Annotated in this window: 12 protein-coding genes; 7 read left to right on the plus strand and 5 right to left on the minus strand. The window is 69.7% G+C overall.

Annotated features, from left to right (window positions below):
- Genes recD through recC form a run of 3 tightly spaced genes read right to left on the minus strand, consistent with a single transcriptional unit; the run spans position 1 to position 8,620 of the window.
- A complete protein-coding gene (gene recD, locus AB7E83_RS20485) occupies positions 1–1,785 on the minus strand; it encodes an exodeoxyribonuclease V subunit alpha (protein WP_428572654.1) in 1,785 nt (594 codons plus the stop codon).
- Complete coding sequence (gene recB / locus AB7E83_RS20490) at positions 1,782–5,399, minus strand: exodeoxyribonuclease V subunit beta (RefSeq protein ID WP_428572655.1); 3,618 nt, start codon at positions 5,397–5,399, stop codon at positions 1,782–1,784. Before recB ends, recD begins: the two co-directional genes overlap by 4 nt.
- Positions 5,396–8,620, minus strand: a complete 3,225-nt coding sequence (gene recC, locus AB7E83_RS20495) for an exodeoxyribonuclease V subunit gamma (protein WP_428572657.1) — start codon at positions 8,618–8,620, stop codon at positions 5,396–5,398. Before recC ends, recB begins: the two co-directional genes overlap by 4 nt.
- Positions 8,621–8,727: 107 nt before the next feature.
- Between recC and AB7E83_RS20500 the strand changes: the two genes are divergently transcribed.
- The 7 genes from AB7E83_RS20500 to cynS all read left to right on the plus strand — a co-directional run bounded on the left by AB7E83_RS20500 (position 8,728) and on the right by cynS (position 16,372).
- The gene (locus AB7E83_RS20500) at positions 8,728–9,132 is read left to right on the plus strand and encodes a hypothetical protein (RefSeq protein ID WP_428572658.1); all 405 of its coding nucleotides are present in this window, start codon (positions 8,728–8,730) and stop codon (positions 9,130–9,132) included.
- A 100-nt stretch (positions 9,133–9,232) separates the two neighbouring features.
- Positions 9,233–11,305 carry a TonB-dependent receptor family protein gene (locus tag AB7E83_RS20505; RefSeq protein ID WP_428572659.1) on the plus strand — a complete coding sequence of 691 codons (2,073 nt, stop codon included), beginning with the start codon at positions 9,233–9,235 and terminating at the stop codon, positions 11,303–11,305.
- 1 nt (position 11,306) lies between these two features.
- A complete protein-coding gene (locus tag AB7E83_RS20510; protein WP_428572660.1) occupies positions 11,307–12,713 on the plus strand; it encodes a PepSY-associated TM helix domain-containing protein in 1,407 nt (468 codons plus the stop codon).
- Between the two features lie 156 nt (positions 12,714–12,869).
- Positions 12,870–14,231: a CmpA/NrtA family ABC transporter substrate-binding protein gene (locus AB7E83_RS20515; protein ID WP_428572661.1), complete on the plus strand. Its 1,362-nt coding sequence runs from the start codon at positions 12,870–12,872 to the stop codon at positions 14,229–14,231.
- The gene (gene ntrB, locus AB7E83_RS20520; protein ID WP_428572663.1) at positions 14,228–15,100 is read left to right on the plus strand and encodes a nitrate ABC transporter permease; all 873 of its coding nucleotides are present in this window, start codon (positions 14,228–14,230) and stop codon (positions 15,098–15,100) included. Before AB7E83_RS20515 ends, ntrB begins: the two co-directional genes overlap by 4 nt.
- Positions 15,090–15,932, plus strand: a complete 843-nt coding sequence (locus AB7E83_RS20525) for an ABC transporter ATP-binding protein (RefSeq protein WP_428572664.1) — start codon at positions 15,090–15,092, stop codon at positions 15,930–15,932. Before ntrB ends, AB7E83_RS20525 begins: the two co-directional genes overlap by 11 nt.
- Entirely contained in the window at positions 15,929–16,372 is a 444-nt protein-coding gene (gene cynS / locus AB7E83_RS20530) for a cyanase (protein WP_428572665.1), read from the plus strand. The genes AB7E83_RS20525 and cynS overlap by 4 nt, the downstream gene beginning before the upstream one ends.
- Positions 16,373–16,420: 48 nt before the next feature.
- On the opposite strand, the gene AB7E83_RS20535 is transcribed toward cynS, so the two are convergent.
- Both AB7E83_RS20535 and AB7E83_RS20540 read right to left on the minus strand, forming a co-directional pair.
- A complete protein-coding gene (locus AB7E83_RS20535) occupies positions 16,421–17,719 on the minus strand; it encodes an FAD-dependent oxidoreductase (RefSeq protein WP_428572666.1) in 1,299 nt (432 codons plus the stop codon).
- A 157-nt stretch (positions 17,720–17,876) separates the two neighbouring features.
- Positions 17,877–18,590, minus strand: a 714-nt coding sequence (locus AB7E83_RS20540) for an acyl-CoA dehydrogenase family protein (RefSeq protein ID WP_428572667.1), incomplete at its 5' end; no start/stop codon positions are given.

Genomic DNA, 18,590 nt, shown 5'->3' on the forward strand with positions numbered 1-18,590 from the left:
TTATGTCCGAGCGGTCTGCGCTTCGCGCAGGCGCGCGGCCAGGCCGGAACGCCGCGCCGTGCGCTCGCCGATGGCGGGGCGCAGCGATTCCTCGCTCGCGACGAGCGTCACGCGCTCGCGGGCGCGCGTGACCGCCGTGTAGAGCAGTTCGCGCGACAGCACGCGGCTGGCATGGCGCGGCAGCACGACGAGTACCTCGTCGAACTCGGAGCCCTGGGACTTGTGGACGGTCATCGCGAATGCGGTCTCGTGCGCGGGCATGCGCTGGGTCGGCACGGCCCGGAAGCCCTCGCCTTCCGGGAAATGCACGACGAGTTCGCCCGACGCATCCGGCAACGCGATGCCGATGTCGCCGTTGAACAGCTTCATGACGTAGTCGTTGCGGGTGACCATCACAGGACGACCCGGGAACCACGGCGAGGGACCGGTGGCGAAGCGCGCGCGCGCGTGGCGGGTCACGGCGTCGTTGATCGCATCGACACCCTCCGGTCCCTCGCGTGTGGCGCACAGCGCGCGGAACGCGGAGAACGCCCGAGTGACGGCGTTCGAACTTCCGCTCTCCTCTGGGCTGAGGGGCACGGCGAGGCACTGCCCCAACACCTCGAAATACGGCGCATACGATTCGATCGCCGCGGCGGCGCCCTCGCCCTCGCGCCAGACGACGCTCTCATCGTCGCCATTCGCGAGCCACTCGACCGCTTCATCCACCCGCCCCGCGTTCACGTCCGCGGCGAGCCGTCCGATGCCGGAGTCGGCCGCGAACCGGTAGTTGCGCGTGAGCCAGACCACCGCATCGCTCAAGGCACCGTGCTGCGAGGCGGGCGGAGCCTCGATGTGCCCCGGATCGATGCCGCACAGCAGCGCGAGTTCTTCGCGGCATGCGCTCGTGAGCGACGGGTCGGCGCCGAGCTCGGCGAAAACGGCCCCCGCCTCCACCGCCGCGAGCTGGTCCTTGTCGCCGAGCAGGATGATTCGCGCGTGCTCGGGCACGGCTTCGAGCAGCTTCGTTGCGAGCGCGATATCGAGCATCGACGCCTCGTCGACGATCAGCGCATCGATAGCGAGCGGGCGCGCTGCATCGTGGCCGAAGGCGTTGGCCTGCGGGTTGTAGCGCAGCAGCCGGTGGATCGTGGACGACGTTTGCGGCAGCTTGTCGCGCAGCGCCTCCGGCAGATGCTGCGCTCGGGCACGGATGGCTTCGGTCATGCGCGCGGCCGCCTTGCCGGTGGGCGCGGCGAGGGCGATGCGTGCGTCGGGGTCCTGCTCCAGCAGGCATGCGAGGAGGTTGACCACCGTGGTCGTCTTGCCCGTGCCGGGGCCGCCGCTCACGATGGTGAGGCGGCCGCGCAGCGCGAGCGCCGCGGCGATCTTTTGCCAGTCCACCTCCGTGGATGGCGGAAAGAGCGAGGCGAGGCGCTCTGCGAGGACACGGAAGCCCTGGGTCCCCGCCTGCGCGGGGACGACGGCTGAAGCCACGATCAGCCTTCTCGCCAGCCGCCGCTCGTAGTCGAAGTACCGGTGCAGATACAGCCGCCCCTCGTCGTCGACGATCAGCGGATTCGCGCCCGCCGCATCCGGCGTCCCGACCACACCCGATGCGAGCAGCGCCTCGCGCGACACCCCCACTTCATCGAGCAGCGCGCACACATGCCCATTGCTCGTCGCCTCGCTCACCCGCTGCGCGGCGACGCGCACACCCTCGACGGCCTCGGGGCTCGCCCCCCGCCGCGCCGCCCACTTCGCCACTTGCCCGGCGAACGCCTGCGCCAGAATTCCGGCGTTCATCCTCGCCCCCCGTCCAGCAATGCATCGAGTTGCTCGACGACCTCCAGAGACGGCTTGTGGAAGAACACGCCCGCCGCACCCCACGCCGGCCGCACGCCGCGCACGAAGAGGTAGTACACGCCGCCGAAGTGCCGCTCGTAGTCGTAGGCCGCATGGCGCTGGCGCAGCCAGCGGTGCAGCGCCACCGTGTAGAGCAGGTACTGCAGGTGATAACCCTGTTCGTTCATGGCGCCCATGAGACGTTCGGCCGAATACGCGCGCGCATCGTGGCCGAGGTGGTTCGACTTCCAGTCGAGGATGTGGAAGCGGCCTTCGTGCTCGAACACGAGGTCGATGAAGCCGCGCAGATACCCGTGCAGCACGCCCGCGCTCACGGACGGCGGCGCGTAGCCGTGTCGCTGCAGCGCGGCCACGAGCCGCTGCGGCGCGAGGCCGCCGGCGCTCAGGCTGAACTCGAGTTCGATCAGGCGCTTCGCCGGCTTCACGTCGCTCAGCCTGAAGCCCCCGGGCAGCGGCGTCGCGAGCACGTCGCCCAGCATGCGCAAGGCCATGGCGCCCTGCTGCGCATCGCGCGCGGCAGCCTCCGGCGGACGCGCACGCAGCGCGGCATCCACGGCTGCAGGCCACGATGCCGCATCGGCGAAATCGGCGCGCTCGAAGACCGCGTGCAAGGTCTCGCCCGCGCGCGCGCCACGCGGAAAGCGCAGGATGTCGTCGTCGGCGACCGCTTCGGGCACCGCGCCCGAGCGCGCCGCGCGCTCCACCCGCGCATCGTGATCAACCGCCGCGCGCTCGCTGCGCGCCGCGTGCGCGAGACTGCTGTAGCTCGCGATGCGCCAGCCCGGCGCCAGGGTCGCGGGCAAGACGACGGCCAGCGCGGATTCTTCATCGCCCGGCGCGGGCGGCAAGGCCACGCCTGCCTCTTCGGGCAATGCGGACAATGCCACCTCCGGCGCATTCGCGCGGGCCAGCGCTTCCCAAGCGGCGACGACGTCCGCCGCCTCCAGCTTGCTCTCGCTCCACTGCCCGGGCAACAGGCCCGCGCCGGCCACGAGCCAGTTCAAGGGGTTGCGCGTGCATTCCGCGGTGCTCATCCCTCGCCCGGCCTTCACCGCATAAGCGCCGACCACCAGATAGCAGCGATGCACCGCGCGCGTGAGCGCCACGTAGATCAGGCGCACGCGCTCCGCGTCGCGCTCCAGCGCCATGCGCGCCTTGATGTCGGCCTTCTCGTCGTCGGGCGGATCGCGGTAGTCGACGACGGGCGTGCCGTCGGCATCGTGGTACTCGCGCCCCAGCCCTTCGGCGGCCCGGCCGGGATGCCCGTCCCACAGCATCGGGCAGAAGACGACCGGATACTCCAGACCCTTCGACTTGTGGACGGTCACGATCTGCACGAGGTTGCGGTCGGACTCCAGGCGCAGCTGGTTCACCTCTTCCCCGCCCGCGTCCTCCCTCCGCTGGCGCTGCAGCCAGCGCAGCAGCGTCTCGGGGCCGGGGTGCGTTTGCGCGGCCTCGTTCAGCAACTCGCCGAGGTGCCGCAGATTCGTCAGCCGTCGCTCGCCATCGGCACGCTCGAGCATCCGTTGCTCGACGCCCTCGTCCACCCACAGCTCGCGCAGCATCGGCCCGATGCCGCGGTTCGTCCACGTCGCCAGATGCTCGCCGAAGCGTTCGATGCGCGCCAGCATCGCGCGCTCGTCCAGCGCCGCGATCGCGACGGCATCGAGCCCCATGATCTCCGTGGCGAGCGCCGCGCGCAGCAGCGACTCGCGCGCCGGATGCAGCACCGCGAGCAGGATGCGCTCGACCTCCTCCGCGTCCGGCGACTGGAACACGCTCGCCTGCGAAAGCTCCACGCTGCCCACGCCCAGCGCCATCAGGGCCTGGCGCATCACGCTGCCCTGCGCATGGCTGCGCACGAGTACGGCGATGTCGCCCGCGGCGAGCGGACGCCCGTCGAGCGTCACCTCCCCGCGCAAGCCCGCGGCAAGCAGGCGCGCGATCTCCGCGGCACAGGCCTGCGACGCCGCGCGCCTGGCTTCGTTCTTGGACAGCGGCGCGCCCTCTTCACCCGTCGGCAAGGTCCACAGCTGCAAGGCGCCACGGGGCACCGTCGAATCGGCGAACGCGGGCCGCGGCTTGCTGCCCGCCGTGACCGGCCGATACGCCAGGCCGTCGAGCATGAAGGCGCGCGGATTCACGCCGAAGAGTCCGTTCAGGCCGTGCAGCAGCGCCGCCGTCGAACGCTGGTTCTCCGCGAGCGTGTACTCCTCGCGTGCGATGTCGCGCGCGCGAAGATAGGTATGCAGATCCGCGTTGCGGAAGCTGTAAATCGCCTGCTTGGGGTCGCCGACGAAGAAGAGCGGCAGGCCGCTGCCCTCGTAGATGCCGCGGAAGATGGCGAACTGGAGGGGGTCCGTGTCCTGGAACTCGTCGATCAGCGCGGCGGGGAAGCGCTGGCGCAGCGCGGCGGCGAGCGTGCCGTCGCCGGTGCCGAGGCGCTCGTGCAGGTTGAACAGCATGTCGTCGTAGCCGATCAGGCGGCGCTCCCGCTTGAGTTCGCGCAGGGCCGGCGGGCATTCGTCGACCATGCGCCGCAGAAGATGGAAGCGCGCGCGCTCGAGATCGGGTTCGAGCGCCTTCCACGCATCGAGCAGCGCCTGCGCCGCGTCGAAGAAGGGGTGCTTCTCGCACGGCGTCATCTTCGCCTTGGTCTTCAGCGCGCCGGGCGTGAACAGAGCGAGCTTGTCTTCGCACGGGGGCGTCGCCATCGCGTCGGGCGCGCGCAGCACGGCGTCCCATTGCTCGGCGGCCTTGCGGATCGTCGCTTCCTTGTAGCGTCCGGCATGCAGGCCGGGCAGCGCCGCCATGACGCAGGACACGACCTTGTCGCGCGCCGCGGGCCAGATCGAGCGCGCATGCGCATGCGCATCGCGCAAGGCGGTCGCGTCCACCCGCGGCGCACTCTCCGTCCCGTCGGGCCACTTCACCCGCGACAGCGGCTTGCCCGCATGCCGCTTCAGCAGGCCCGCAAGGCGATCGGGCGAATCCTTCTTCTGCAGCAGCCACGCGGCGAGCTCCGGCGCGAGGTCCGCGCCCGCGACGTTGCGCCGCCAGAAGTCGTTGACGACCTCGTGCCGCAGATCGCCATCGTCCGCGGTGAGCTCCTGCACGAGCGGCAGGCGCGCGGCGAAGGGCGCGTCGTCGAGCGCACGCTTGCTGAAGCCGTGGATCGTGAAGATGGCCGCCTCGTCGAAGTGGCGCAGCGCCTGCGTGAGCCGCGCCTTCATCGACGCGTCGTCGATGCCGAGTGCGCGCGTGGTCGCGAGCAGCGTTTCGACAAAGGGGTCGCTCGACGTCCCGCCGTGCTCCACGCCCTCCAGGCGCGTGCGAACCTGCGCGATGCGGTCGCGGATACGTTCCCGCAGCTCGGCCGTGGCCGCATTCGTGAAGGTGACGACGAGAATCTGCTGCACCTGCAGCGATGCCTGCAGGACGAGGCGCAGGTAGAGGCCGCAGATGTTCCAGGTCTTGCCCGTGCCGGCCGACGCCTCGATGAGCTGCGTGTCGGCGAGCGGAACCCGGAAGACGTCGAGCGGCTGCGCGCTCATGGCGCCGCCTCCGCGAAGATCGGCGCGAACACCGCATCCGCCACGCGCTCGAACGCGGCATCGAGCGGGTCCTGCACGCCGCGAAACGCGAGCCGGTACGCGACGTCGCGCGATTCGCCGCCGAACTGCGGGCTGCCGATCCACGCCTGCCGCGCCTTCGACGCCGAGCCGTCGTTCGACACATAGGCCCACGAGGCCTTGGGAAAGAATGGCAGCGGCGCGACCAGCCCGTCGCGGTAGAGCCGCAGCAGTTCGGCCAGCGCCTGTGTCGCGTATGCCGCGGATCGCGGCGCGAACTCGCGCCGTCCGCCCAGCCCGATCCACAGCGTGCAGGGCGCGACCCCCTCGAGCCCCGACGCGCACAAGGCGAGATGGCGCAGCCACGACTGCAGCACGTCGCGCGCATGTTCCTTGTCGTAGCGCCATCGCACGAGCCCCGTCGGTCGCAGGTCGGGCCAGCTCGCGTGGACGCGCCACGCCTCGCCGTCGACCTCGATCGCTATCGTCGAGTTCACCGGCGCCATCGCCGGCCCGCCACAGGCCTCGCGTACCTCGCGCGCGAATTCGGCGAGCGACGTCACCTCGCTCTCGCGGTCGGCATCGCCGAGCGCGCCGACGGGCAGCTCGGTGCCCGCCCGCGCGAGCGGCCGCACGGCATCGGCCTGCGCGCCGGCGAGGAGCAGGGGCAGCAGGCGTTGCGCCAGCGCACTGCGCGCCGGCACGGTCGGCAGGAAAGGCTCGTCGTCGTCGAGCGTGTCCTCCTCGCGCGGCAGTTCGACGCCCAGCCGCTCCTTGAGCAGATAGCGGCTCGGGTTGCGGAAGAAGCGGATCAGGGTGTCGAGCGAGACCTCGCGCCACTCGGGGCCGGGCGGCGCGAGCGGTGCGGCGAAGAAGGCGAGCGAGGGCTCGAACACTTCCTCTTCGCCCTCGCCCTCCTCGATCTCCGGCGCGGGCTGCACCTGCACCTGCACCTGCGCTTCAACGGCGCGCGGCGCGGGTCTGAACGGTTGCAAGGGATGCGCGGTGACGAGCCGCGCGCGCGCCTCGCGCGCATCGCCAGCCATCGCGGGCAGGAGCACGTCCAGCAGCTCGGACACCATCACCGACGGCGGCAGCGGCGCGTTGTCGCGGATGCTGCGGCCGGTATAGCTCAGATAGAAGCAGTCGCGCGCCGCGAGCAGCAGGTCGAGAAACAGCGTGCGCTGGTCGATGCGCCGCTGCCGGTCGCCCAGGCGCGGCCGGTGCGCCATCAGGTCGAACTCGGGTGGCCGGTCGGGCGTGGGAAACGCGCCGTCGTTCATGCCCAGCGCGCAGACGATCCGGAACGGAAGGTTGCGCAGGCTCGTCATGCTCGTGAAGGTCACGCGCCCCGTCGGAACCCCGCCCATCGCCGCGACATCCAGCGCCGACTTCAGCGCGGCCCGCACGACCGTCGCACCCACCGCGCCATCGACGCCGCCGCGCACCATGGCCTGCGCGACCGCATCGAACGCGGCATGCAGTTCGACATGGTCTTCGAGCTCGTCGTCGTCGGGTTCGAGAAAATCGTCCGCGGCCTCGTGCAGGAACGCGCCCCATGCCACCGCGCCCCGCGGCTGCGACAAGCCATCGCGCAAGGCGCGCAAGCGATCGACGAACTGCCGGAACGCGCCCAGCGCAAGGGCGGACGACCCCTCCGCATCGCCCTGCGGCAGCAGCGTGCCGTCGAAGGGCACGTCGACTTCGGTCGGAAGCGCGTAGCCGAGGAACAGCCGGTCGAGCCCGTCCTCGAAGGTGTGCGACGCATGGCGCGGCAGGGCGAACCCGTCGACGTGTTCCGCATCCAGCGCCCAGTGAATGCCCGCACCGGCGATCCAGCCGTGGATGCGTTGCAGGGCTTCGGCATCGAGCCCGAAGCGGCGCGCCACCACCGGCTGCTGCAGCAGGCCATGCACCTGCGTGGCCGTGCAGCGCGACGATGCGATCGACAGCAGTTCGAGGAACGCACGCACGGGCGCATCGACCTCGCTGCGCGCGCGGCCCGTGATGGCGAAGGGGATGTGGCGCGGCCCGGAGGCCGTTCCGAACACCGCCTCGACGAGCGGCGCGGCGCGTTCGAGATCCGGCGTCACGACGAGCACGTCGGACGGCCGCAGCGAGGCATCGGCCGCGAAGCGGCCCAGCAAACAGTCGTGCAGCACTTCGAGCTCGCGCGTTAGCGAATGCGCGGCATGGATCTGCACGCTGCGATCGTCGTCGGCCAGCACGACGCTTGCGGGTTCGAATTCCCTCAGGTCCAGAATTCCGTCCTGCAGACGCGCGAGCAGCGAGTCGCTCCCGCTCTGCACATAGCGCTCGTCCTCGTTCGCGCCCGCGCCTGCATCGGCCAGCAGGGCGAGGTGCGATTGCGACTGGCCGCCCCAGGCCGCCAGCAGGCGGTGCCCGACTTCGTGCGCATCCGCGCGCCCTTGCGCTTCGAGCCGGCTCAGCCGGCGCTCGTCGACGATGTCGTGCCAGAACTCGCGGCAGGGACTCTGCACGTACAGATGCACGTCCATGCACCGGCCCAGCACCTGCAGCGCATGCAGATGCAGCGGCGGCATCGCCGAGGGCGCGAAGACGTGGACGCAGCCGGGCAGGCCCGCATCGCGCGCAAGCGCCTCGCCGCCCTCGGCGAGCCGTTGCGCCATCGCCGCGATCGGGTGCGTCGTGCCGAGGCCGAGCTCGGCCGCGATGCGATGCCACAGCGCAGCCTGCCAGGCCTCGTCGGGGGAATCGATGCCGGCAAGCGCGCCCGCCTGCCAGGTCTCGAGCCAGTCGGTGCGATAGGTGACGTACTGCTCCAGCAGGCCCGCGGCGCGCGTGGCCAGGTCGAAACGCATCACCTCGTCGGCCTCGGCCAGGTAGGCGGCGAGGCGGGGATGCGCAGACACGAAGGCCGGATCGCGCAGGATGTCGTACACGCGCCAGGCCAGCGCTTCGGGGTCGAAGGGGGACTCCGCCTGGACCCCCGGCACCACGCGGGCGACCTGCGTCCAGAGCCAGCGCGCGAGGAACAGGAAGTCGATGTTGGCGCAGACACCCTCGCGGTCGGCGATGCCGAGGGTCAGCGCGCGCCGGATGGCCGCGCTGGGCACCAGCACCGCATCCGGCTCGAACACATTGGCGCGCGGTCCGGCAAGGCGCGCGAACAGCTGCTCGGCCAGCGATTCGTAGCGGTTGGAAAAGTGGAGGTGAAGCATGTCGCGAACCGTCATGGTGCCAGAGCGGAACGCCGCGAGCGCCAACGGGCGCCGTGCGCGCCCCACCGCACGGGCCTGCGCGCGAAGACGTCTACAATCCGCTCGCCGTGAAGCCTTCCGCCCTGCGCCAGCGTCTGCGCGTTTTCTTCGTCATGCTTGCATGGCTCGCGCAGGCATGGATGCCCGTGGCGCACGCAACGGTCATGGGCGGACACACGTCCGGCAGCATGCCCTGGTGCGGCGACGCCGCCTCCGCCGCTGCGGCCTGGGACGTGCTGCCCGCGGAACTTCGCGCGGCGCTCGACGAAGGCGCGCCGAACGCCGAGCAGCTCGCGAATTGCACGCTGCTCTGCGCGCTCTCCGCAGGCTCGCCTGCACCGGCGGAACTCGCACCCACGGTTGCCCTGCGCGCCGCCGGGCTCGAACCGGCGGCGGTGGCCCCCAGGCGAGCGCCGCCGGCTCGCTCCCAGTCGCCCACGCCTCCTGCACACGCGCCTCCCGCGCGCGGCTGATCCCCTCTCGACGTGCCCCGCCAGGGGCACGCATGGCCTTTCGCGTCGCACTTGCGTGACGACGAAGGGACGATCCAGCCCGTTTTGTCAGGAGTTTTCCGTGTTTCAGAAATCATGCATGGTGGCGACAGCGCTCGTCGCCCTTCCCTGGACGACCGCACAGGCCCAGAACACACAGCCGACCGCCTTGCCGGCCGTCACCGTCTCGGGCGAACGCGACGGCGACCAGTCGCGCAAGCAGATCGAGGCCGAACGCAGCCGGACGCCCGGCGGCGTCACGGTCGTCGAAGGCGAGGAAATGCGCCTTCGCAGCGTGACCAGCCTGACCGACATGTTGCGCTTCACGCCCGGCGTGTGGGCGGCCAGCGGATTGACGGGCGACTCCAGCTTCCTGTCGATCCGCGGCTCGAACCTCGACGCCACCAATTACGACGGCAACGGCGTGAAGCTGCTCGTCGATGGCCTGCCCGTGACCGCGGCCGACGGCAACAATCACAACCGCGACGTCGATCCGCTGTCGATGCGGCGCGCCATCGTGGCCCGCGGCGCCAACGCGCTCACCTACGGCGCGAGCACCCTCGGCGGCGCGATCGACTTCATCTCGCCCACGGCCAGGGATGGCGAGCCGTGGGAAGCGCTCGTCCAGGCCGGCAGCCACGGCCAGCGGCAGGCGCGCTTCAGCGTCGGCGGCGTCTCGGGCAATTTCGATGCGCTGGTCTCGGGCGAAGTCAAGCGCAGCGACGGCTTTCGCGCGCACCAGAAGCAGGAAAGGCAAGGCATCTATGCGAACGCCGGCATCCAGCTCGGCGAGTCGTTGAGCACGCGCTTCTACCTGAGCGGCATCGACAACGAGCAGCAGCTGCCCGGCGCGCTGACCCGCGCGCAGTTCGAGGCCGACCCGCGTTCGGCGGAAGCGGCGGCCGTGGCGGGCAACTACCGCCTGAACGTGCGCACGTCGCGCATCGCCAACCGCACCGTCTGGGACATCGACGCCCATTCCAGCCTGGTCGCGGGCCTCTCGTTCGAGGAGCAGCGTCTCTACCACCCGATCGTGTATTCGCCGCCCTTCTTCTCGCTCCTGATCGACACCGTGCAGCGCAATCTGGGCGCGACGCTGCGCTACGAGCGCCGCGTGGGCGAGCACGACGTCCTGGCCGGACTGAACTACGGGCGCACGCGCGTGAGGGGCGGGAACTTCGGCTACGTGCCGGGCGGCGCGCAGACCCTGAGCACGGGCGTGGACAACGGCGCCGACAACCTCGAGCTGTTCCTCGTCGACCGCTGGAAATTCGCCCCCCGGTGGACGGCGGTGTACGGCGCGCAGGCCGTGACGGGCAGCCGCGAAGTGCGCAACACCGACGCAAGGACCGGCGCGCTGCGCAACCCGAAGGCCGACTTCGACAGCATCAATCCGCGCGTGGGCGTGATCCACGAGCTGTCGCCGACCCGGCAGGTGTTCGCGAACCTGAGTCGCCTGTACGAAGCGCCGACGCTGTACGAACTCGACGACGACGTTCGCGGCAACAACGCCACGCTCGATGCGATGCGGGGCGTGGTGGTGGAAGCGGGCACGCGCGGCTCGCACAGCTTCGAGCGTCACCGCATGCACTGGGACGTGGCCGTGTACTACGGACGATTGCACGGCGAGATCCTGTCGCGCGACGACCCGTCGTCCCCGGGCACCAGCCTGTCGACCAACGTCGGCCGGACGATCCACGCGGGCGTCGAAGCGCTGCTCGGCGGCAGCATGGCGCTCGATGCCGCGGGCGCGCATCGGCTGGAGCCGCGCGTGAACATCACCCTGAACCGCTTCAAGTTCGACGGCGACGCCACCTACGGAAATCGCCGGCTCCCGGCGGCGCCGCGCTACGCGATCAAGGGCGAACTGCTGTACCGCCACGCGGGCGGCTTCTTTTTCGGCCCCACGTTCGACCTCGTCGGCCGGCGCGACGTCGACTTCGTCAACACGTACGCGGTCGACAGCTACACGCTGTGGGGACTGCGAGCCGGCTACACGCGCAAGCACTGGGAGGTGTATGGCGAGCTGCGCAACGCGGGCGACCGGAAGTACGTCTCGTACTTCAGCGTGCGCGACGTCGCCGCCGCGAATGCAGCGATCCTGAATCCGGGGGCGCCGCGCTCGCTGCACGTGGGCGCGCGGCTGAAGTTCTGACATGACTTCTTCATCCGCCCAGGACCCGCCCATCGCGGACTCGTCGCTGTACCGCCGGGTCTGGCGATGGCACTTCTATGCGGGCCTGGTCTGCCTGCCGTTCCTCGCCCTCATGGCGGCCACGGGCGCGGTCTACCTGTTCAAGGACGAGATCGAGGCGCGGGTCTACGCCCACCTGCGCACGGCGAGCACGGCCGCGTCACCCGCGCTGGATGCCGAGACCTTGATCGGCCGAGCGCTCCAGGCGCGAGCCGGCCAGCCCGTTCGCTACATCGCGCCGCCCGAGCCCGGACGGAGTGCGGAAGTCGGCATCCTCACGAGCGAAGGCATCGTCGGCGTCTACCTCGACCCCGCCACGGGGCAGCCGCTCGGCGAGTTGCCGGACGCGCTGCGCCTGGCGGAAGTGGTCAAGGGTCTCCATTCGCTCGCGATCGTGGGCGAATGGGCAAACTACGGCGTTGAGATCGTGGCGGGTTGGGCCATCGTGCTCGTCGTCTCGGGCCTCTTCCTCTGGTGGCCGCGCGGCCGACGCGATGGCGTCGTCACCGTGCGGGGGCGACCCGCGCAGCGCACCTGGTGGCGGGACGTGCACGCGGTGACGGGCGCACTGGCGTCGGCCGCGATCCTGTTCCTGGCGACGACCGGCATGCCGTGGTCGGCGTACTGGGGCCAGCAATTCGGCCGCATCACCGGGGAGCTGGGAGTCGGCTTGCCGAAGCACCTGTTCGGGCCGGGGCCGGATTCATCGGTGCCGCCCGCGACCGGCGGCACGCGCGTGCCGTGGGTGGTGTCGCACGCGCCGGTGCCGCGATCGGCCGTGCCGCCTTCGGCGCACGGAGGACACGCGCCGGCAGGCGCTTCCGCCGATCCGGCGCCACCGGAAGCGCCCTCCCTCAGCGTCAACTCCGCAGTGCAGATTTTCGAGCGCCTCGGCCTGCCCGGCGGCACCCCCATCGCGTTGCCCAAAGGTCCTCGCGGGACTTACTCGGCGATGCTGTTCCCCGACGACGTGCGTGGGCAGCGTGTCGTGCACCTCGACCGGTACACGGGGGCCGTGCTGTCCGACGTGGGCTATCGCGACTACGGTGCGGCGGGCCGCGTCGTCGAATGGGGCATCAATATCCACACCGGCGTGCAGTTCGGCTGGATCAACCAGCTCGCGATGCTGGCGGCCTGCCTCTCCATCATTGCGCTGGCCGTGTCGGCGGCCGTGATGTGGTGGAAGCGGCGACCCCGGGGCCGCCTCGCGGCGCCGCCGCGTCGCGAGGGCGATCGCGCGGCGGCCGGCGCCATCGCGATTGCCGCCGTGCTCGGGCTGGTGTTCCCCTTGCTGGGAGCGTCGATGCTCGTTGCCTTGCTGGTGGATCGGATGATGCCGCGGCGATGGGGCGAGCGGTACGGCCTGTGAGCCCGGCCCCCGGACCTGCGCCTGCCCCGCTGCGGGGCGGCGCACTTCACTTCGGGGCGCGCACGGGCTGAATCGGTGCGCGACGGCACCCCCGCGCCTCCCCGCAAGCGGGCACTGTGCTTGCAAAGGGTCTGCATCCACTCCACGAGGTTGCACATGCCCCCGCCCAACGATGCCTACGATGCCGACCGCCCCCTGATGCTGCGTTGCGCCTGCGGACGCGACCACGCGCCCGACCAGCACGCCACGGCGGCGTCGGAAGAAGAGCTCTCGGCCAACTTCGTCGAGGCATCGCTCGTCAAGGCATTGTTCCCCGTCGACGCGGTGCGCCGCGGCTTCCTGAAGGCCGTGGGCGCGAACACCGCGCGCGCCGCCATCGCCTCGGTGCTGCCCATCTCCGCCCTGCAGGCGATGGCGCAGGCCCGCGGCACGCCGGAGAAGAAAGATCTCAAGATCGGGTTCATCGCCATCACCTGCGCGTCGCCGCTGATCATGGCCGACCCCCTGGGCTTCTACAAGAAGGAGGGGCTCAACGTGCAGCTGAACAAGACAGCGGGCTGGGCGCTCATTCGCGACAAGATGATCAACAAGGAGCACGACGCTTCGCACTTCCTGTCGCCGATGCCGCTGGCCATGAGCATGGGCCTGGGCTCCAACCCGATCGCGATGAATGTCGCGAGCATCCAGAACACCAACGGCCAGGCGATCACGCTGCACGTGAAGCACAAGGACAAGCGCGACCCGAAGACGTGGAAGGGCTTCAAGTTCGCGGTGCCGTTCGAATACTCCATGCACAACTTCCTGCTGCGCTACTACCTGGCGGAGCATGGCGTGAACCCCGACACCGACGTGCAGATCCGGGTGACGCCGCCGCCCGAGATGGTGGCGAACCTGCGCGCCGGCAACATCGACGGCTTCCTCGGCCCCGATCCCTTCAACCAGCGCGCCGTCTACGACGAAGTCGGCTTCATCCACATCCTCTCGAAGGAGATCTGGGACGGCCACCCGTGCTGCGCGTTCGGCGTGAGCGACGAGTTCATCCGCCAGAACCCCAACAGCTTCGCGGCACTCTATCGCGCCGTGCTGACCGCATCCTTCATGGCCAGCCAGCCCCGGGACCGCGAACTCATCGCCAAGGTAATCGCACCGGCGCAGTACCTGAACCAGCCCGAGACCGTGATCGCGCAGGTGCTCACCGGCAAGTTCGCCGACGGCCTGGGCAGTATCAAGAACGTGCCGGACCGCGCCAACTTCGACCCCGTGCCGTGGCAGAGCATGGCCGTATGGATGCTCACGCAGATGAAGCGCTGGGGCTACGTGAAGGGCGACGTCAACTACAAGCAGATCGCCGAGAAGGTGTTCATGCTCACCGACGCGAAGAAGTACATGTCCCAGGCGGGCTTCAAGCCGCCCGAGGGCGCGTACCGCAAGTTCAAGGTGATGGGCAAGGAGTTCGATCCCGCGAAGCCCGACGAGTACGTCAAGGGCTTCGCGATCAGCAAGATGGGCGCGGCGTGAAGTCGCTCGACTTCAAGGCGGCGCTGGTCTCGCTGCTGCTGCTCGGCGTCTTCCTCGGCATCTGGTTCGCCGCCACGCAGCCGTCCGGCGGCGCGGCGGCGCAGTCGGCAGGCGGAGCGGCGGGCATGACGGCGGAGCAGATCGAGTATCAGAAGATGATGGGCAAGGACCCGGGGTCGCAGAAGACGACGGGCTTTCCGACGCTCGGGCAGATGGGCGCGGCGATGGCGAAGCAGTTGTCGGACCCCTTCTACGACAACGGCCCCAATGACAAGGGCGTCGCGATCCAGCTCGGGCACTCGCTCGGCCGCGTGGCGCTCGGCTTCCTCATCGCCTGCGCCGTGGCCGTGCCGCTCGGCTTCGTCATCGGCATGAGCCCCCTGCTGCACAAGGCGTTCGACCCTTTCATCCAGGTGCTCAAGCCGATCTCGCCGCTCGCGTGGATGCCGCTGGCGCTCTACACGATCAAGGACTCGTCGGTCTCCGGCGTGTTCGTCATCTTCATCTGTTCGGTGTGGCCGATGCTGATCAACACCGCGTTCGGCGTGTCCTCGGTCAAGCGCGAATGGCTGGCGGTCGCGAGCACGCTCGAAGTGCGGCCGCTGCGCCGGGCGCTGCGCGTGATCCTCCCGGCGGCCGCGCCGACCATCCTCACCGGCATGCGCATCAGCATGGGCATCGCGTGGCTCGTGATCGTCGCCGCCGAAATGCTGGTGGGCGGCACGGGCATCGGCTACTTCGTGTGGAACGAGTGGAACAACCTGTCGCTCACGAACGTGATCTTCGCGATCCTCGTGATCGGCGTCGTCGGGATGATGCTCGACCTCATGTTCGCGCGGCTGCAGAAGATGGTGACGTATGTGGAGTGAGCGCGTGGACCCTGCCGTCGTTTCCCCCGCCGAGCATCGTCCCCCGGCCAGCGAAGCGAAATTCCTGAGCGTCGAGGCGCTGGGCAAGTCCTTCGTTCCCGGCAAGCCGGTCTTCGACAACGTCCACTTCACCATCGCGCGCGGCGAGTTCGTGTGCATCATCGGCCACTCGGGCTGCGGCAAGACGACCATCCTCAATGTGCTTGCGGGTCTCGACACGGCCACGTCGGGGCACGTCTTCATGGACGGCCGGGAGATCGCGGGTCCGGGCCTGGAGCGCGGGGTCGTGTTCCAGAGCCATGCGCTCATGCCGTGGCTCACCGTGCGCAAGAACATCGCCTTCGCGGTGGAGTCGCGCTGGCCGCAGTGGTCACGGGCGCAGGTCGACGCGCAGGTGGAGCAATTCGTCGCGATGGTGGGACTGCACGCCGCCATCGACAAGAAGCCCTCGCAGCTGTCGGGCGGCATGAAGCAGCGCGTGGGCATCGCCCGCGCGTTCGCGATCCAGCCCAAGATGCTGCTGCTCGACGAGCCTTTCGGCGCGCTCGACGCGCTCACGCGCGGCACGATCCAGGACGAGCTGATGGCGATCGTGCGCGAGACGCGCCAGACCGTCTTCATGATCACGCACGACGTGGACGAGGCCATCCTCCTGGCCGACCGCATCCTGCTGATGCGCAATGCGACCGACACCTCCTCCGGCGGCATCGCCGAAGAGGTCGTCAATCCCCTGCCCCGCACGCGCAAGCGCGCCGGGCTCCACCACCTGCCGGGTTACTACGACCTGCGCAACCACATCGTGGACTTCCTCGTCCACAGGAGCAACGCATGAACCGCAACGACGTCACCGAAAAGATCATCGCCACCAAGGTGTCCCGGGGCCTGTCGTGGGCCGACGTGGCCGCGAAGGTCGGCCAGTCGAAGGAATGGACCACCGCGCTGTGCCTCGGCCAGATGACCGCGAGCGCCGAACAGGCGCGCGTGCTGGGCGACATCTTCGCGCTGAGCGAGGACGAGCAGAAGTGGCTGCAGGTCGTGCCGTACAAGGGCTCGCTGCCGACCTCCGTTCCGACGGACCCGCTGATCTATCGCTGGTACGAGATCGTGAACGTGTATGGCGCGACGATCAAGGAACTGATCCACGAGGAGTTCGGCGACGGGATCATGAGCGCAATCGATTTCTCGATGGACATCGCGCGCGAGCCGAACGAGAAAGGCGACCGGGTGAAGGTCGTGCTCTCGGGCAAGTTCCTGCCGTACAAGACCTTTTGACGCTGCGGCCTCGGCAGGCGGCGATCCCCGTCCGCCCCGTCCCGCACCTCACGGCGGCATCGGATACGGCTGATCGTCCGGCGTTTCAAGCTGCAGATCCCGATACCGCTTTTCCCACCCGGCCGGGAAGCTCGCGGGATCGCGCGGCGCAAGGTAGGTGACCAGGTCGAAGTGATTGATGTTGTGCAGGACCGGATCCAGCCCCAGGTCCGCCGTGCCGCGGATGTGCGACATGATCGAGCGGCACGACAGCGAATACGCGAACGATGTCGACCCGACGCCGTCGAGGCCGACGGCCGGAAGGAACAACTGCGGCGCGTCGAGGCTGCGGAATGCACCACCGCAGCGCCGCCGCAGGTCGTGCGTGTTCCGCACCGTGGCCAGTGCAGGCACGTCGAGCCACGACAGGTCGGTGGTGTACCCGGTGCCCCAAAGCACGAGGTCCGTCTGGAGCTGCGTTCCGTCGGTCAGCGTCACCGTTTTTCCCTCGATCAGTTCCGGCCCCGCGGCGATGCGGCGGATCGATGCAAAGTGCTCGATCATGCGGTGCCTCCCGGGTACCAGCTGCTGCTGCAGGATATCGAAAGCGTAAGCGGGCATGATCGACTGCAGCCCCATCTTTGCGTAGCGGCCGCGCAGATCGCCCTCGATCGCGGCGCTTTGCTGCGCATGCGTCATGCCCGCGGCCTGCAGGCGCGAGAGGTCTCGCACGCTGCCGGCGACTGCCTTCGGCTTGCGGGTGGGCGTGAACCAGCGCAGGCCGCGATGCGCCCAGGCGATCTCGCGCGCACCGTGCTGCACGGCCAGGTCCAGCAGGTCGAGCGCCGAGGCGCCCGCGCCGATGACCAGCACCGACTTGCCCGCGAGCACGCCGGGATCCTCGAGTGCCGACGAGTGAAGTTCCGCCACTTCGCTGCCGACGCGCCGCACCGGCGGAATGAACGCCACGTTGTGCGCGCCGGTTGCGGCAAGGAGGTTCGCGGCGGCCACATCGCCCTCGGGCGTCGCGACCGTCCACCCGCCGGGCCGCGGTGTTGCCCGCACGGGGGTGGACAGCGCGATGTCGTTCGCCATGTCGAAGCGCTCGACCCATGCTTCGATGTTCGCCACGATGTGCGGCTGGAACGTGCCCGCGAGGGGAATATCCCCGATGGTCCAGTCGGCGGCGGCGATCTGGATGTCCTGCCAGGCCGGCAACTGCCGCCACAGGCCGCCAACCGTGGGTTGCGCATCGAACACACGGGCATGCAAGCCAGCCCGACGGGCGTAGTGGAGGGCGATGACGCCGCAGATGCCCGCACCGACGATGGCGAGATCGAGATCGAGGGGGGTCTTCGGGTGCGACATGGCGGCTCCTCTGGAGTGGCAAGTGCGAGGCACCGCGCAATCGTTGTGAGCGCGACAGTCCACCCTGCGAGAGCGAAGCGTACTCGCTGTGCGCCGCTGCGGCAACCGGCGTGTCGACGCGCAGGACCGTGCTCGAGGCGCTACCGACGTCGCGGCTTCAGAAGGCCGCGATCCCCGTCTGCGCCCGCCCCAGGATCAGCGCGTGGATGTCGTGGGTGCCTTCGTAGGTGTTCACGACTTCCAGGTTCACCAGATGCCGCGCGACGCCGAATTCGTCGCTGATGCCGTTGCCGCCCATCATGTCGCGCGCCACCCGCGCGATGTCGAGCGCCTTGCCGCACGAGTTGCGCTTCATGATCGAGGTGATCTCCACCGATGCCGTGCCCTCGTCCTTCATGCGGCCCAGGCGCAGGCAGCCTTGCAGCCCCAGCGTGATCTCGGTCTGCATGTCGGCCAGCTTCTTCTGGATCAGCTGATTGGCGGCCAAGGGCTTGCCGAACTGCTTGCGGTCCAGCGTGTACTGGCGCGAGCGGTGCCAGCAGTCTTCGGCCGCGCCCAGTGCGCCCCAGGCGATGCCGTAGCGCGCGGAGTTCAGGCAGGTGAACGGACCCTTCAGGCCGCGCACCTCGGGGAAGGCGTTCTCCTCGGGGCAGAACACGTCGTCCATCACGATCTCGCCGGTGACGGAGGCGCGCAGGCCGACCTTGCCTTCGATCTTCGGCGCGCTCAGGCCCTTCCAGCCCCTCTCCAGCACGAAGCCGCGGATCGCGCCCTCGTCGTCCTTCGCCCACACGACGAAGACGTCGGCAATGGGTGAATTGGTGATCCACATCTTGCTGCCGGTCAGCTTGTAGCCACCCTCGGCCTTGCG

Origin of the sequence: Ramlibacter sp. (genome assembly GCF_050250995.1) — a bacterium.
Taxonomy (GTDB): domain Bacteria; phylum Pseudomonadota; class Gammaproteobacteria; order Burkholderiales; family Burkholderiaceae_C; genus Ramlibacter.